Raw genomic sequence first — 14975 nt, 5'->3', positions numbered from 1 at the left:
CGACCTGTTCACGTCAAAAGGCCACGCCGATGTTGGTGTGCAGCGCGGGGAAGGGCCCCGCGCTGCCGTAGCCGCCGATGTCGTAGTAGAGGTAGTTGAAGCCGGCGCCGCCGCTGAGCACGAAGTGTCGGCCGAAGATGGCGGTGTAGCCGAGCAAGATGCTGGTGTAGCCGCCGACCTTCGGGTCCGCGGAGCCGTCGGTGGTGGCCAGCCTGGCGACGACCTGGCGGACCATGATCCACGCGCCGCGCGGGGCCTTGCCCCACGGGAAGGCGCGCACGCCCACCTCCGCGCCGAAGCCCAGGAAGGGCTCCCGGCCCTCGGTCAGGATGCCGTCGAACACCCGGGCGTGGGGACCGAGGTAGACGCTGGCGTAGTCGCCCGCCTGGCGCTCGAGCTGTACGTGGGCGTAGCCGAGGGAGAAGGTGAGGGGGTCAACGGTGAGGGTCCACTTAGGCGGCTCCAGCTGCTCCGGCGCTTTGGGCGCCTGTGCTGGAGCGCCCGACTCGCCCGGCGCAGAAGACTCGCTCGGAGCAGGGGATTCGGGCGAGTCAGGGGCAACAGGGGCCGCGAGGGCGAGGGTGGCGAGCACGGGCAGCAACATGGTCGAGCTTCCGAGGGACTTCTTGGCCCAGCTTCACCTGTATCGAAAGTGTTATTTATTTACAGCATTCGTGCGTATGGTGCACGAGTGGATCTCTTGGCTTGCCGGCAGCTACTCGAGGTCGTGGAGACCCGTTCGATCAGCGAGGCCGCCAAGCGGCTGGGCGTGTCGAGGCCAGCGCTCAGCCGCCGGCTGTCGGCGCTGGAGCAGCAGCTGGGCTTGGCGCTGCTGCACCGGACCACGCGCGAGGTTCGGCCCACGGCGGCGGGCCGACGCCTCGTCGCCCGCGTGGCGCCCTTGTTCGCAGAGCTCGACGCGGTCAAGGCCGAGCTGGCCGCCGAGCGGGATGAGGTGGTCGGGCGGCTGACCGTGTCGGTGCCGCCGCCCATCGCGAACGAGGTCGGGGCGCTCGTCGCTCGATTGCAAGACGAGCACCCGAAGCTGGAGGTGGCCTTGTCCGCAGACGCCATGGAGGCAGACCTCCGCGCGGGAGACATCGAGGTCGCGCTGCGAGCCGGGACGCTGACCGATGCAGATCTGGTCTGCCGCTACCTGACCCGCCGGCCCGTGCGAGCCGTCGCGAGCCCGGCCTACCTCGCTCGGGCGGGAGCCCTCGCTGGCGTCGATGACCTGAGCGCCCGGCGCTTGCTCCTCAACGCAGGGCGCGACGGCGCCCCGAACCGGCGGTGGCCGCTGCTGTCGGGGGGATGGGTGGAGGTCTCGGGCTGCCTTGCGAGCAACTCGCAGCAAGCGGTGCTCTCGGCCTGCCTGCGCGGCGGCGGGGTCGCCCTCCTGAGCGAGGTCAGCTACGGCCCGCCCCTCGCCCGGGGTGAGCTGGAGCTCGTCTTACCCGAGCTCGTCGGCGCCTCGCTGACGCTGCACGCCGTCACCGCCCAGCGCACGCTCCAGCCGGCCCGCGTTCGAGCGTTCATCGACGCCGCGGCGCGCTGGTTTTCAACTTGAACGGCTCCCGACCCGGATGTCAGGCGAGGTCTCGAGGAGGCGACTCGGGGCGGAGGTCGTGCTCGCCGCGGTCGCGGTGTAGCCTCCCGCGGTGCCCACCCTCCGCGCCGCCCTCTCGACGCTCCGCCCCGCCCTCGCTCCGAGCCTGAGCGCCCTCGCCCTCGTCGCGCTGTGCCTCGCGCCGACGGGCTGCCGCAACCGCAAGAACGCGGCCGAGCGCCTCATGGACGACCCCGCCCGCGAGCTCGCCGCGGCGCGCTGCGGCGGCACCGGGCAGATCGTCCGCCCGCTCATCGTCGAGTGGCCGGCGACGGACCGCGCCTCCCTCGAGGGCCGCATGCGCAGGGGCGTGATCGTGGTCCGCTACGAGGGCTGCTCCGTCGAGGTGCTCCGCGACTGCGCGGCGCCGGACGAGCAGCACTACGACTACCTCGGCATCACCCGCAAGAGCGACCGCATCGCGATCCGCACCGCCGACGAGCTCTACGCGACCATGCCCCTGACCGCCGTCGAGCTCGAGGCCAAGCTCGCCAAGGCCGGGGAGCTCGACGTCGAGATGGCCATCGTCGGCAACTACGAGGCCCAGCGCTCGCGCTTTGACATCGGCGAGCTCGAGGGGCGCTGCGACGGGGCGACCCACGTCATCGCCGCGGCCCAGGTCGGGGCCTTCGAGTTCTACTCGGGCGCGGGCGCGGAGGTCGGCGCGGGCGTCGAGGTCGAGGGCGCCGCGGGGGTCGGCGGCCGCAGCAGCGCGGCCCGGGAGATCATCAACAAGGACGGCCAGCCCGCGGCCTGCGAGCAGTCGAGCCCCAACGACGCCGCGCCCCCGGCCGAGTGCGCCGCCCTGCTCCGCCTCGAGCTCAGCGCCCTCGACGGCATCGCCCCCACCTGCCAGCCGGGGAGCTACTGGAACGGCAGCGCCTGCGTGAGCGCCGAGCGAGCCCGCGCCGAGGAGGAGCAGCGCCAGCAAGCCAACGCGGCCGCCGAGCAAGCGGCCAAGGACGCTCAAGAGAGCGAGGACGAGCAGCTGGCCGCACAAATCTGCGCCATCCAGCTCAACTGCCGGGCCCAGGAGACCGGCATGCTGCCCCCCGAGGGCAAGGTCCTCGAGCGACAGATGCGGCACTGCACCAACATGTACGAGATCGGCATCGGCGACCGCACCCGCCCGACCGTCCGCATGTGCCTGGACAAGGCCCAGACCATCTCCTGCACCGAGTTCTGGGACTGCCTGGGATGGGAGGACCCCAACTCGGCCATGGACGGCATGGACGACGCCGACCCTGGCATGGACACCAGCACGGACGGCGGGATGGATCCCGGCATGGACGCGGGCATGGACGCCGTGAAGTCCCAGATGGATCAGGCAAAGTCGGAGATGGAGCGCATGGAGTCCGAGATGGATCGCATGATGGACATGGCCGCCCCCCTGGGCACGGACGAGTAGCGCCTCCCCGTGGTACCCATGACGCATGGCTCGTGGGGGTCGTGATCCGGGCGTAGAAGCGGGGCCCCCCATGGACGTCTCGGGTCAGCCAGCGAACCTGCTGATCCGCGAGGCCGTGGACCGGGGCATGGCCATCGAGGCGGTCCTCTTCGTCGTCCTGCGCCTGTTCGGAGATCCGGCCCGGCTCTACGCGTGGGCGTGGACGGCCCGCTGCCCAAGATCTACCCCTGCATGCGCTTTTCGGGCCACCACCCCAGCCCGGGGTGTTCGCCCTGCGCATGGTCCCCAAGCCCCCCTACGCGCCCTCCTTCCCCCTGATGCTGGCCTTCCTCGGCCAGCGAGCCCATCTTGCTCGTCGACGACGACCCGCCCGTGCGCGAGGTGGCCCTCAACCTGCTGACCGGGGCCGGCTACGAGGTCGACCGCGAGCTGCTGTCCGCCGACGGGGTCGACTACCTGACCAAGCCCTACGGCGGCCAGCAGCTGCTGTGGCGGGTGCGCGAGGCCGTGGACCGGGCGCAGGGCTCGGGCCCTCAGTAAAGGTACACGGCCCCCGCCACGGAGTCCCCGCCCAGCCCGCCCAGCTCTCCCTGGATGCCCTGGGCCGAGCCCGTTTCATAGGGCGCCCCCGCGGCCAGCGTCGACCCAGCCTCGCTGATGTCCAGGGCCAGGCCAAAGTGGTGGTTGTCCCAGGAGTTCGCCGCCTTCACGTAAGACTCGAAGGCCCAGCCTTCCCCCGGGAAGCGGTGGTAGACGTAGACCGCGCCCGCGCCGTCGGCAAAGTTCTGCTCCATGTCCCCGCCCACGCCGTCGGCGTTGCTCCGCTCCCACAACGCGGCGCCCACGAGCCAGCCCCCGTCGGGGCTCAGGCGCACCTGGTTGCCGAAGTGATCGTGCTGGCCCGGGTTCGAGGCCTTGACGTAGGCCTCTTGCTGCCAGCCGATCATCTCGAAGTGGCGGTACACGTAGACCGCCCCAGCCCCCGTCAACGAGTTGTCCCAGTCCATGCCCTCGAGCATGACGCCGCCGCCGTCCTCCCTGGGGCTGCCGACGGCGAGCACCGTGCCGTCGGCGCTGAGGCTCACGGAGGTGCCGAAGTGATCGGAGGCGTCGGCGTAGGTCGCCTTGATGAAGGCCTCTTGGGCCCAGCCCGTCCCCGGGTCGTGGCGGAACACATAGGCCGCGCCCGAGCTCACCGAAGCGTCGTCGTTGCTGGGCGCGTTGATGCCCTGACTCGAGTCGTCCTCGAGGGGCGCGCCCACGGCCAGCACCGCGCCGACGTGGTCGAGGGCCAGGCCGTCGCCGAACTCGTCTCCCCCGGTCGTGTTGAGCCCCACCACCTCGGCCTCGTGAGTCCAGCCTTGGCCGTCCAGGTCCCGGTAGATGTCCACCCAAGACGGGTAGCCGCTGACCGCCACGGTGCTTCCGTCTCCGCTGAGCGCTAGGAAGCGGCCAAAGTCGCCGTCGGGGATGGGCTCGGGCGCCTTGAGGTAGGCCTCCTGCTCCCAGCCCGTCTGCGGGTCGCGGCGAAACACGTAGACGGCCCCCGCCCAGGACATCGAGTCGTCGAGGGGGTCTGCGCCCGAGCTGCTCTCCTCCCCCTGCGCGCCGACGACCACCACGGAGCCGTCGGCGTCGACGTCCACCGCGATGCCAAAGCGATCCCCCTCCCCTGCGTTCGAGGCCTTGAGGTAGGCCTCCTGCTTCCAGCCGCTCTGCTCGTCGAGGATGAACACGTAGGCCGCCCCGACGCTGTCGGACGAGTCGTCCGCGGCGTCCCCGTTGATCTGGTTGGACAGGCTCTGCTCGCCGGGCGCCCCGACCACGAGGGTGCGCCCGTCCGCGCTCAACGCCACGCTGCTCCCCGTGGCGTCGCTCGCCCCGTTGAGCGCACCTTTGAAGTAGCCGATCGCCTCGACCATCGAGTCGACGACCACCAGCGGCTCGGAGTCCGTGCAGTCCAGGGCGTTGCAGGCCTGGATGATGTAGCTCGCCCCAAACTTCGCGTGCAGGGGCATGGTCAGGGTCAGCTCGGTCTCGCTCAGGTCTTCGCCCAGCTGCACGTAGTCCGGGCCCTCGTCGAGCTCGAGCAGGCGGTAAAAGTCCGCGTCCGGGGACGCGGTCCAGGTGAACTCGAACTGCTTGATGGGCGCGAAGCTCAGGCTGAGCACGGAGGGCTCGGGCCCCAGGGACTCGGTGTCGGACCCGCCGTCCGTCTCCGACTCGCCGTCCGTCTCCGACTCGCCGTCCGTCTCCGACGACTCGCCCCCCGTCTCCGACGACTCCTCGCCCGTCCCCGACTCGCCCTCGGTCGAGCCGCCTTCGCCCTCGCTCGAGCCGCTGCTCTCCGTCGCGTCCGTCCCAGACCCCTCGGAGCCCGAGCCATCGCCGCTGGTGCTCCCGTCCATCCCCTCGCTGGCGCCGCTGTCCTCCGGGCCGAGCGTCTCGCCGGCCTCATCTTGCCCCTCAGCACCCGGATCGATGGCGTCGTCTCCGCAGGCACCCAGGAGGCCCCCCGCGCTCAGCACAGAGATCAGAGCAAGTCTAGACCAAGCTGGCTCGCGCACCGCTCGATCCTAGCACCATCGACGCAAAGCGCCGCCCCGAGTTCGCGGCCCGAACTCAGCCACGAACACCCGCCCCGACCACCACGGGTAGAGGCCCTCGGGCTCGCTCTCGTGCTCGCCCCAGGCGACCGGGCCAAAGTCGTTGGTGTCGCCGAGGGACATGGCCCCGTTGGGGAAGTCGAAGGGCACCGCCCACACAGACTGGGGGAAGGTGAACTCGGGGGTGCCGATGCTCCGGACTGTGTAAGCGCGGAGGAAGAAGGCCGCGAAGCCCGGGGGGGAACTCGATGTCCCAGGCGCAGGCCTGGGTGGCCTCGCCCTCGTTGGCGGAGAAGGGGCGGCAAGCTTGGATCCCCTGGGCCCGTCCCCCTCGAAGGGCGCCCCCGCGGCCAGGGTCGCCCCGCCAAGCGCAAGGACGCCCGGGTCAACGCCAGGCTCCACGACGAGCGCGGCTCCTGAGCGCCAGGGGTTCGCGGACCCTCAGCAGGGTCGGCCAAAACGAGTTTTGCCCGACCCTCTGTCTATTTTAGCCGTCGTGGACGACGCCACGCCCTCCCTGCCCCACGTCCACGACTCAGAGACTGTCAAGGAATCCACGCCCCCGCTTGCGGGGGCGACCACCAGCCTTCTCAAAGGCACGAACCCCATTGCCCACCAAGCCAAAGCGGAGGAGCGGAGCGACGAAGCGTCCCCGGTCCCAGGCGGCTGTGGGGGCAAAACAGAACTCAGCAGGGGCCGGCGTCGAAGAGCGGCGGGTAGTGGACGCCGGCGTCGAGCGCCATGGAGTCGGTGCACTGTGAGCCCTGGGTGGTCATGAGGCCCCACTCGAGCTCGTCGACGAGGCCGCCGACGTCGACGCAGGGAGAGCCGGGGTCGAGGTAGAATTCGCTGAGGCCGTCGAGGTCCAGGTCGCCGGGGACGAAGGGGTCTTGGGCCAAGATCACGGTGCCCAGGTCCGTGTAGAAGGGCGGCGCGGGGGTGCAGCTGTGATCGAGGGTGAGCGAGGACAGCGCGATGTCGTCGGGCCAAGCCACGACCCCACGCAGCACCATGTCCGGCCCGTCCCACGCGCTCACGCCGTCACCGACCCCGTCGCTGAGGTTGCCGGCGAAGGTCACGGACACCAGATCGGCGCGCCCGTGGAGGCCCCCGCCGGACGAGCCGGCGAAGTTCCCGACGAATTCGGAGTTGATGATGTCGACGGTCGAGTCGGGGTTGAGCAGCCAGGTGATCACCACGCCGCCGCCGCTGCCCGAGCTCGCCTCGTTGTCGATCACCCGCAGATCGCGGAGTACGGCGTGAAAGGCCGGATCGTAGGGGCTATCGGCGAGGTAGATGGCCCCCCCGTCGTCCGCCGCGACGTTGTCGACGAGCACGACGTCCTCGATCAGGGCGTCGAGGTTCCCCGCGACGTAGATCCCGCCGGCGTCGTCGTCGGCCGTGTTGCCCTCGAAGAGCGCGCCGATCATCGTGAGGCCGCCGGGCGCGTCGTTGTTGTTGACCACCGCCACGGCGCCCCGCTCGGTCGCGCTGTTGCCCAGGAACTCGCAGTCGTAGACCTCGAGGAAGCCCTCGTCGACGGCGATCCCCGCCCCGTAGCTGCTCGCGTTGGCCGCGAAGTCGCTGTTGGAGACCACCACCGTCCCCAGGATGCCCACCACCGCCCCCGAGTCGTTGTTGTTGAACTCGACCGCGTCGATGGTCGCGCTCGTGACCCGCACGCCCCCACCGACGTTGTCGGCGACCAGCGAGCTCGACAGCTCCAGCGCCCCGGGCTTGTCGATCTCGCCGTCGTTGAGGTGGCTGATCGCGCCGTCGAATTGCCCGGTCGTGACGTTGGCGACGACGTTCGAGGCGCTGATCTGCACCAGGCTCTCTTCAAAGTGGAGCGCGGCGCCCTGCTCGGCCGTGTTGGCCTCGAAGCGGCAGTCGACGACCTCCACCCCGGCCGTGCCGAGCACGAGCACGCCGCCGCCGCTGCCGGCCGAGTTGGACGTGAGCTCGAGCTGCCGCAGCTCGACGCTCACCGGCGGCGGGTAGGGTTGAGCGCCCGTGATCGAGATCGCGCCCGCCTCGGAGCCGCTGATGCCCAGGCCGTCGAGGCGCGTGATCGCCAGCTCGTCGACCGCCCCCGCCTCGATCTCCACGACCCGCGCTTGCCACCCCGGCGCGCCCAAGACCACGGGGTGCGCGTCGACGTCCCGCTCGGCGAGGGCGCCCTCGCTGCCGGCGAAGCCGCCATAGAGGGCCATGGGGCTGTCGATGATCGCCACCGGGCTGACCGGCGCGGGGGCGTAGACGCCCTCGGCGATCCACAGCTCGGCGTTGGCGCAGCCGCTGCCCAGGTCGATCGCGGCCTGCAGGTCGTCGAAGGCCGACATCCACGAGCTGCCGTCCCCCCCGGGGGACGCGTCGACGTCGACGAAGATCGGGCCGGGGCAGTCTCTCCCGCCCGTCGTCTCGCCCTCGCTGCCCGTCTCGCCCTCGCTGCCCGTCTCGCCCTCGCTGTCCGTCTCGCCCTCGCTGCCCGTCTCGCCCTCGCTGCCCGTCTCGCCCTCCTCGCTCCCGCTGCCCGAGCCTTCGATCCCGCTGCTCACCTCGCCCTCGTCACTCCCGAGCTCGCCCGTGTCGTCCGCCGAGGTGTCAGCCCCCTCTTCACTCGAGCCCGAGCCCTCGTCCCCGCACCCGGCCATGGCCGAGCTCACCACGAGCCCCAGTACGAGCCTCGCCAAGGGCGTCCGCGATCCACGATCAATGGGCATGACTCTTCATGACAAAGACACCTGCGAACTTCGAACGAACTTCATCGTGGGGCCTCGCCTGCCCTCGGGTCGGCTCCGGCGCTCGCAGGGCGACGCTCGAGGGGCTCAGGGACAGCCGATCGGGGCCGTCGAGACCACGACGTCGTCGAACCAGCGCGCCCGGGCCTACTCGGCCGCGACCGACTCGAGGGATTCCACCCGGACCGCGCAGACCTTGAACTCGGCCGTGCCCGTGGTCGGATCGCCGGCGTCGTTGGTCAGGTAGTTGGTGTTCGCCTCGGCGAAGTGCAGCGGCATCCACACGCAACCCCGGCGCATGCGGGGGCTGACGTTGACCCGGGCCTGGATCGCCCCGCGCCGGCTGATCACCCGGACGAGCTCACCGTCTCGGAGACCGCGCATGCGCGCGTCCTTGCGGTGCATCTCGATGAAGTTCTCCGGCTGGCGGGCCTTGGCCCCCGAGCTGCGCCGGGTCTGGGTCGCGGCGTTGTAGTGGTAGAGAGTCCGCCCCGTGCTCAGCAGCAGCGGGTAGTCGGTGTCCGGGAGCTCCTCGCTGGGCCGGTAGCGCGTGGCCTGGAACTCCGCGGTGCCGTTGAGGGGGCCGTCGCCGTGGAGGTAGACGGTGCCCGGGTGCTCCGGATCGGGACACGGCCACTGCAGCCCGCCCTCTTGGTCGATGCGCTCGTGGCTGATGCCCGCGAACTTGTCACACAGCGCCGCCATCTCGGCGTAGACCTCGCCCGCGTCTTTGTACTCGGGCATGGGGTAGCCCACCGCCCGCGCGACCTCGCACAGGATCTCCCAGTCGGCCTTGGCCTCGCCCGGCGGGTTGACGGCCTTGCGGACCCGCTGCACCCGGCGATCGGAGTTGGTGAACACGCCGTCCTTCTCGGCGAAGCAAGCCGCCGGCAAGACCACGTCGGCGAAGCGCGTGGTCTCGTTGAGGAAGATGTCCTGGACCACGAGGAACTCGATGTTGTTGAGCCCGTCCTCGATGCGCGCGGCGTTGGGCTCGGTCAGCATGATGTCCTCGCCCATGACGTACATCGCCTTGATGTCGCCCTTGGCCATGGCCTTCATCATGACGTTGAGGTTCATGCCCTCGTCGGGGCTGAGCTTCGCCCCCCACGCCGCCTCGAACTTGGCCCGCGCCGCCGGGTCGCTGACGCGCTGGTAGCCGGGGTAGAACACCGGGCTGGCGCCGGCGTCGTTGGCCCCCTGCACGTTGTTTTGTCCGCGCAGCGGGTTCATGCCCGCCGAGCGCACGCCGAGGTGGCCGGTCATCAGCACCAAGTTGGCGAGGCTGTAGACGTTGTCCGTGCCGTGGGTGTGCTCGGTGATCCCGAGGGTGTAGTAGATGCCGGCGTGCTTGGTGGTCGCGTAGGCCCGGGCGGCCTCGCGGATCAGCTGCGCCGGGACCGTGGTGATGGCCTCGGCCCACTCGGGCGTGGTCTCCCGGGTCGCCTCGCGCACCGCCTCGAAGCCCGCCGTGTGGGCCGCGATGAAGGCCTCGTCGGCCAGGCCCTCGGTGATGATCACGTGGGCCATGGCGTTGAGCAGGGCCACGTCCGTGCCCGGCTTGAGCTGCATGTGGATGTCCGCGATCTCGGACAGCCAGATCTTGCGGGGGTCCGCCACGATCAGCTTGGCCCCGCGCCGAGCCGCCCGCTTCATCTCCATGGCGATGATCGGGTGGGCCTCGGTGGTGTTCGAGCCGATGACGAACATCAGCTCCGTGTCACGAATTTCGGGGATCGAGTTGGTCATCGCCCCCGCGCCGAACATGGTCACCAGACCGGCGACCGTCGGAGCGTGTCATGTCGCGGCGCACTGATGGCAGTTGTTTGTCCCGAACGCGGCCCGGGACAGCTTCTGCATCAGGTAGTTCTCTTCGCCGGTGCACCGGCTGCTCGACACGAAGCCCAGGGCGTCGGTGCCGTGGCGCGCCTCGACCTGCCTGAGGCCGTCGGCGACGCGCTGGATCGCGACCTCCCAGGTGGTCGGGTGCAGCTGCCCGTCTTCGCCGCGGACCAGCGGCTGGGTCAGGCGCTCGTCGTGGTGGATGAACTCGTAGCTGAACCGGCCCTTGACGCACAGGTTGCCGTCGTTGAGGGTCGTGCCCGGCTTGGGCGAGGTGACCCGGACGACCTGGTCGCCCTCGGTGTGCAGGTCGAGCTGGCAGCCCACGCCGCAGAAGTTGCAAGTCGTGCGCACCTTCGAGGTCGGCGCCTTCGGGGGCTGGAGCTGGGGCAGGCGCGTGACCGAGGGCTTCTCCGTCATCGCGCCCGTGGGGCACACGGCGATGCAGCCCCCGCACAGCTCGCAGGAGGTGTCGAGCAGGCTGCGCTGGTCGGCGGTGCCGATCGTCGTGCCCGAGCCCCGGCCGACCAAGCTGATCGCGCTGACCGCCTCGACCTCGTCGCAGTAGCGCACGCACAGCCCACAGACCACGCAGGACTCGGGGTCGAACTGGATGTAGGGGTTGGTCTCGAGGGACTCGGAGCGCGCGACCCTGGGCGCGTCCACGGGGGTCAGCGCGGGCCCGGTGCCGTAGGTGTCGAGGTAGTCCGCGAGGCGGTTGTGCACGCCCCGGGACACGGGCCGGCCGTGCTGGTCGAGCTCGTGGTCGGCCTTGTAGAGCGAGAGCAGGCCCTTGCGGTGGCGATCGATGCGGTCGTTGTGGGTCGCGACCTTCTGGCCCTCGGCCGCCGGGTAGGCGCAGCTGGGGTGCAGGCGCCGCTGGCCCTCGACCTCGACCAGGCACATCCGGCAGCAGCCCGCCGGGTCGACCCGATCGTCCATGCACAGCGTCGGGATCTCGATGTCCAGCTTGCGCGCGGCGTCGAGGACCGTGGAGCCCGCGGGCACCTCGACCTCGCGGCCGTCAATCTCGAGCTTGATGTCGTTGTCACTCATGGTCGAACTCCTCTCCGAAGTACTTCATGGCGGACTGCAGGGGCAGGCTCGCAACCATGCCCAGGCCGCAGATCGAGCCCGCGTCCATCTCCCACGCGACCTCTTCCACGTGGCCGAGGGACTCGGGCGCGCGGGCGTCCAGAAATTTGTCGATGGCCTGACGCTGGACCCGGCAGCCGATGCGGCACGGGGCACACTGGCCGCAGCTCTCGTCCTCGAAGAAGATCTGCTGCCAGCGCGCGGCCACGGCCATGTCGACGGTGTCGTTGAGCACCACCACCCCGGCGCTGCCGAGCATACTGCCGAGCTTGGCCAGGCCGCCGAAGTCGAGGGGCTCGCCGCGCAGGTCCATGGGCAAAAAACCCGAGGACGCGCCGCCCGGCGAGAAGGCCTTGGGCGTGCCGACGTAGCCGCCCGCGGCCTCGACCAGCTCGTCGAGGCTCACGCCCAGGGGCAGCTCGTAGATGCCCGGGCGCCCGACGTGGCCGGAGATGCAGTAGAGCTTCGAGCCCGCCTCGGTCTTGCCCAGGGCCTTGAACCACTCGCCGCCGCGGCTCAGAATTTCCGGCACGCAGGCCAGGGTCTCGACGTTGTTCATCAGCGTCGGCTTGCCCCACAGGCCCTTCTCCGTGGGGTAGGGCGGCTTGAGCCGGGGCATGCCGCGCTTGCCCTCGATGGCCTCGAGCAGCGCCGTCTCCTCGCCGCAGATGTAGGCGCCGTGGCCCTCGACGATCTCGATGTCGAGCCAGTCGAGGCGCTCGCCGGCCTCGGCGATGGCCGCCTCGAGGGCGCGGATGCAGTCGCGGAACTCCCCGCGCACGTAGATGAAGGCCTTGGCCGCGCCCGCGACCCAGGCCGCGATGGCCATGCCCTCGATCATCCGGTGCGGCCGGCGGAGCATGATCTCGCGGTCCTTGAAGGTGCCGGGCTCGCCCTCGTCGGCGTTGACGACCACGTAGCGGGTCAGCTCGGCCTGGGTGCGGACGGCGTGCCACTTGATGTGCGCCGGGAAGCCCGCGCCGCCGCGGCCCTGGAGGCCCGACGTTTTGAGCTGCTCGATGATCCAGTCGGGCCCCTCGTCGCGGGCCTTGTCGAAGGCCGCGTAGCTGGGGTCGTCCTCCCCCGCCAGGTCGATGGCCAGGGCGTCGTGGCTGGGCGTGATGCCGCCGCTGGGCGCCCCGGGGATGAGCTCGAGCTTGGCGTCGATGGCCGCCGGCGCCCGGTCGCACTGGCCCAGGCAGCTGACCGCCTCGACCTCCTCGCCCCTGGCCTTCAGCTCCGCGATGACCTGCTCGGCCCCCGCCATCACGCAGGTCAGGCCCTGGCACACCCGCGTCTTCGCCCCGGGGCGCGACAGCAGGGTGTAGAAGCTGGCGACGCCGTAGACGTCGGCCTCGGGCACGCCGGTCTCCTCAGAGACCTTGCGGGCGACCCCCGGTCGCATCCCGCCGTGCTCTTCGAGGAGCTGTAGGACGACCTTGCGCTTGGCTCCCTTCTTCTCCATGTAGAGCCCGATTGTAGCAGTCGCTACGCTCCCAACCGTGTGAGCTTCGACAGCGTGAACGAGGCTGCGCGTGGACTTGCGCGCAGCCTCGAAAGCCGACGCGAGCAGGTGCGCGCGTGGGGCTAACAGCGATCAAGCCGACGCGCGCTCGCCCGTCGCGTATTGCTCGAGCACCTCGAAGTCGTCCTCGGCCAGGCGCCACGCACCGTCCTCGTCGCGCAACCAAAGCTCGTTCGTGATCACCCCTCGGCCCACGTTCATCGACCAGTTCGCCGCCATGCGAACGCGACCCGGCCCGAGCAGCTCGAGGGTGACCTCGGTGTAGACCAGCTCGCCCGCGCCCGACTCGACGAAGGGCTTCCAAAAACCGGCGATGGCCTCGCGCCCCGCGAAGCGGCCCATGGGCGCGGCGTTCATGACGGCGTTGGGCAGGTAGGTGTCGACGCAGGCTTCGACCTCGCCAGCGTTGAAGTGGGCGATCCAGTCCATGCTCGCGCGCAGGACCTCGATGAGTTCGTCGTGATGCGTTGCCATGCAGAGGGTCTAGATCCTTCTCCTGAGCTCAACTAGATGGCTCCGCCGAACCCTATTATTCTGTTTCATACATGAATCAGCGCCTCCATCAGATGGCGGTTTTTGCGCTCGTGCTCGAGGAGGGGAGCTTCGCCGCGGCCGCGCGTCGGCTCGAGCGCTCCCCCAGCGTCGTCAGCGTCCACGTCCGCGAGCTCGAGCGCACCCTCGGTCTGCGCCTGCTCCACCGCACCACCCGGCGGCTCGCGCTGACCGAGGCCGGCGAGCGTCACCTGCCCCACTGCCAGGCCATCCTCGACGCCCTGCGCCACAGCGACGCCCTCGCCTCGAAGATGCGCGAGCGCGTCGAGGGTCGGCTGCGCGTGACCGTCCCCGGCGCCCTGCTCGAGAGCCTCGTCGCGCCCACCCTCTCCGCCCTGCTCGACGCGCACCCCGACGTCGAGGTCGCCCTGTTCGAGTCCGACCACCGGGCTCGCCTCGAAGACGGCGAGGTCGACGTTGCGATCCGCGTGGGTCGGCTGAGCGAGCTCGAGCACCGAGCCCGCCGCCTCGGCTCGCTCCGAGACCTCCGCGTCGCCCGACCCGACAGCCCCGACCGCGCCATCCGCTTGCCCTGGCAACGCCAGACCCCCGCCACCGCCCACGCCCCCCTCGAGGTCTCCTCCGTGCGCGCCGCCCTGGCCCTCGTCGAGCGCGGCCTCGGCTGGGCCGTCCTCCCCGAGCCCGCCCTCGTCCACGCCGAATCCCTCGGCCTGCGCGTCGAGCCCAGCGGCCGACCCGAGCCCATCTACGCCGTCCACGCCCTCGGCTCTCAACCGCCGCCAGCCGTGCGGGCCTTCATCGACTGCGCCGTCGAGGTCGCCGCAAAGGCAGGCCTGACCGACGACTGAGCCTCAGGGCTCTCGGGTGTAGAGGCCCTCGAACCACAACGTCCAGTCGCTCTCGTCCTTGGCGACCTCGAAGGTCTGACGCACCCGGCCGTCCTCGAGCAACGTCCACACCCCGCGCATCTTCCCCTCCGAACCATCGGGGCCGATGATCGTGCCCACGAGCACCATCGCCCCCGCCTCGTCGAGCCCACCCGCGAGCTGGATGATCGTCCCGTCCGAGGAGATCCAGTTTTGCACCCACTGGTCGTTGCGCGGATCCCAGTAGTTGGTGCTGACGCCCGTCCCCCCACCCGCCGAGTCCCAGCGCTCGACGAGCGCGCAGCCGCCTTGCTCGATGGTGATGACGTTGTGCCCGGCGAGCCGACCGTCGGGCACGTGCACGATCCAGCGCCCCGCCCAAAAATCGAACTCGCGCCGCTTCTCGGCATTGCAGGCTTCCACGATGACAGCCTCAGCGCTCGCCACCGAAGACACCTCCGCAGGCGGAGAAGGAACTTCTTCGGCCGGCACCTCCTCCGCCCCCGCGGGCAGCTCTTCGACACAGACCGTGGTCTGCGAGTTCGTCGAAATCTTCGCCATGCACCCCGGCGCAAACACCAAGCACGCGAGGGCAACCGAGACCATCCGTGAATCAACCAACCCGAACACCACCCGAGCTTACCCCCGAGTCCTCCCCCCACGCCGACGAACTCGCCCCGACCCCAACACCCCCCGATCGGTTTCAACAACCCCCCCCATCGACTCGGAGCCACCAACCTCCGCCCCACGACGGGCACAAAAGGGGCAAGGGG

At 70.4% G+C, this 14975-nt stretch carries 12 protein-coding genes; 4 read left to right on the top strand and 8 right to left on the bottom strand.

All coding sequences use genetic code 11. From position 1 onward, the window contains the following. Window positions 1-13: 13 nt before the first annotated feature. Window positions 14-604: a hypothetical protein gene (locus PPSIR1_RS49830; RefSeq protein WP_006976875.1), complete on the bottom strand. Its 591-nt coding sequence runs from the start codon at window positions 602-604 to the stop codon at window positions 14-16. Between the two features lie 48 nt (window positions 605-652). On the opposite strand from PPSIR1_RS49830, the gene PPSIR1_RS49825 reads away from it, so the two are divergent. From PPSIR1_RS49825 to PPSIR1_RS39280, 3 genes are all read left to right on the top strand, one after another. After that, window positions 653-1567 carry a LysR family transcriptional regulator gene (locus tag PPSIR1_RS49825; RefSeq protein ID WP_338047306.1) on the top strand — a complete coding sequence of 305 codons (915 nt, stop codon included), beginning with the start codon at window positions 653-655 and terminating at the stop codon, window positions 1565-1567. 91 nt (window positions 1568-1658) lie between these two features. Then, the gene (locus PPSIR1_RS39285; protein WP_006976873.1) at window positions 1659-3014 is read left to right on the top strand and encodes a hypothetical protein; all 1356 of its coding nucleotides are present in this window, start codon (window positions 1659-1661) and stop codon (window positions 3012-3014) included. A 348-nt stretch (window positions 3015-3362) separates the two neighbouring features. Further along, window positions 3363-3554, top strand: a complete 192-nt coding sequence (locus PPSIR1_RS39280; protein WP_006976872.1) for a response regulator — start codon at window positions 3363-3365, stop codon at window positions 3552-3554. Here PPSIR1_RS39280 and PPSIR1_RS39275 read toward each other — a convergent pair. The 6 genes from PPSIR1_RS39275 to PPSIR1_RS39245 form a co-directional block, all read right to left on the bottom strand. Next, on the bottom strand, window positions 3548-5581 hold the full coding sequence (locus tag PPSIR1_RS39275; RefSeq protein WP_157596448.1) for a hypothetical protein: 2034 nt from the start codon (window positions 5579-5581) through the stop codon (window positions 3548-3550). The two genes, PPSIR1_RS39280 and PPSIR1_RS39275, sit on opposite strands and share 7 nt — an antisense overlap. Window positions 5582-5590: 9 nt before the next feature. Then, a complete protein-coding gene (locus PPSIR1_RS39270; RefSeq protein ID WP_157596447.1) occupies window positions 5591-5770 on the bottom strand; it encodes a hypothetical protein in 180 nt (59 codons plus the stop codon). A gap of 536 nt (window positions 5771-6306) precedes the next feature. Then, the gene (locus PPSIR1_RS39265) at window positions 6307-8289 is read right to left on the bottom strand and encodes a hypothetical protein (RefSeq protein ID WP_006976869.1); all 1983 of its coding nucleotides are present in this window, start codon (window positions 8287-8289) and stop codon (window positions 6307-6309) included. Window positions 8290-8508: 219 nt separating this feature from the next. Beyond that, on the bottom strand, window positions 8509-11259 hold the full coding sequence (gene fdhF, locus PPSIR1_RS50625) for a formate dehydrogenase subunit alpha (RefSeq protein WP_338047305.1): 2751 nt from the start codon (window positions 11257-11259) through the stop codon (window positions 8509-8511). Beyond that, window positions 11252-12763, bottom strand: coding sequence for an NADH-ubiquinone oxidoreductase-F iron-sulfur binding region domain-containing protein (locus PPSIR1_RS39250; RefSeq protein WP_006976866.1), 1512 nt, complete (start codon window positions 12761-12763; stop codon window positions 11252-11254). The genes fdhF and PPSIR1_RS39250 overlap by 8 nt, the downstream gene beginning before the upstream one ends. A 132-nt stretch (window positions 12764-12895) precedes the next feature. Next, a complete protein-coding gene (locus PPSIR1_RS39245; protein WP_006976865.1) occupies window positions 12896-13297 on the bottom strand; it encodes a YybH family protein in 402 nt (133 codons plus the stop codon). 92 nt (window positions 13298-13389) lie between these two features. Between PPSIR1_RS39245 and PPSIR1_RS45170 the strand changes: the two genes are divergently transcribed. Next, window positions 13390-14184 (top strand): LysR family transcriptional regulator, encoded by a 795-nt coding sequence (locus PPSIR1_RS45170; RefSeq protein WP_198154715.1) that lies wholly within the window; start codon window positions 13390-13392, stop codon window positions 14182-14184. A gap of 3 nt (window positions 14185-14187) precedes the next feature. Here PPSIR1_RS45170 and PPSIR1_RS39235 read toward each other — a convergent pair whose 3' ends face one another. Further along, window positions 14188-14625: a DUF1579 family protein gene (locus PPSIR1_RS39235; RefSeq protein ID WP_053335501.1), complete on the bottom strand. Its 438-nt coding sequence runs from the start codon at window positions 14623-14625 to the stop codon at window positions 14188-14190. Between the last annotated feature and the right edge of the window lie 350 nt (window positions 14626-14975).

It is taken from the genome of Plesiocystis pacifica SIR-1 (assembly GCF_000170895.1).
GTDB lineage: Bacteria > Myxococcota_A > Polyangia > Nannocystales > Nannocystaceae > Plesiocystis > Plesiocystis pacifica.
Note: the sequence above shows the minus strand (reverse complement) of the source record. Positions and strands in the feature narration are given on the sequence as shown.

Bases quoted from the DNA above. Each gene is read 5' to 3' on its own strand.
- PPSIR1_RS39250 (WP_006976866.1), bottom strand. From the start codon at position 12,763: ATGGAGAAGAAGGGAGCCAAGCGCAAGGTCGTCCTACAGCTCCTCGAA.
- PPSIR1_RS39245 (WP_006976865.1), bottom strand. From the start codon at position 13,297: ATGGCAACGCATCACGACGAACTCATCGAGGTCCTGCGCGCGAGCATG.
- PPSIR1_RS45170 (WP_198154715.1), top strand. From the start codon at position 13,390: ATGGCGGTTTTTGCGCTCGTGCTCGAGGAGGGGAGCTTCGCCGCGGCC.
- PPSIR1_RS49830 (WP_006976875.1), bottom strand. From the start codon at position 604: ATGTTGCTGCCCGTGCTCGCCACCCTCGCCCTCGCGGCCCCTGTTGCC.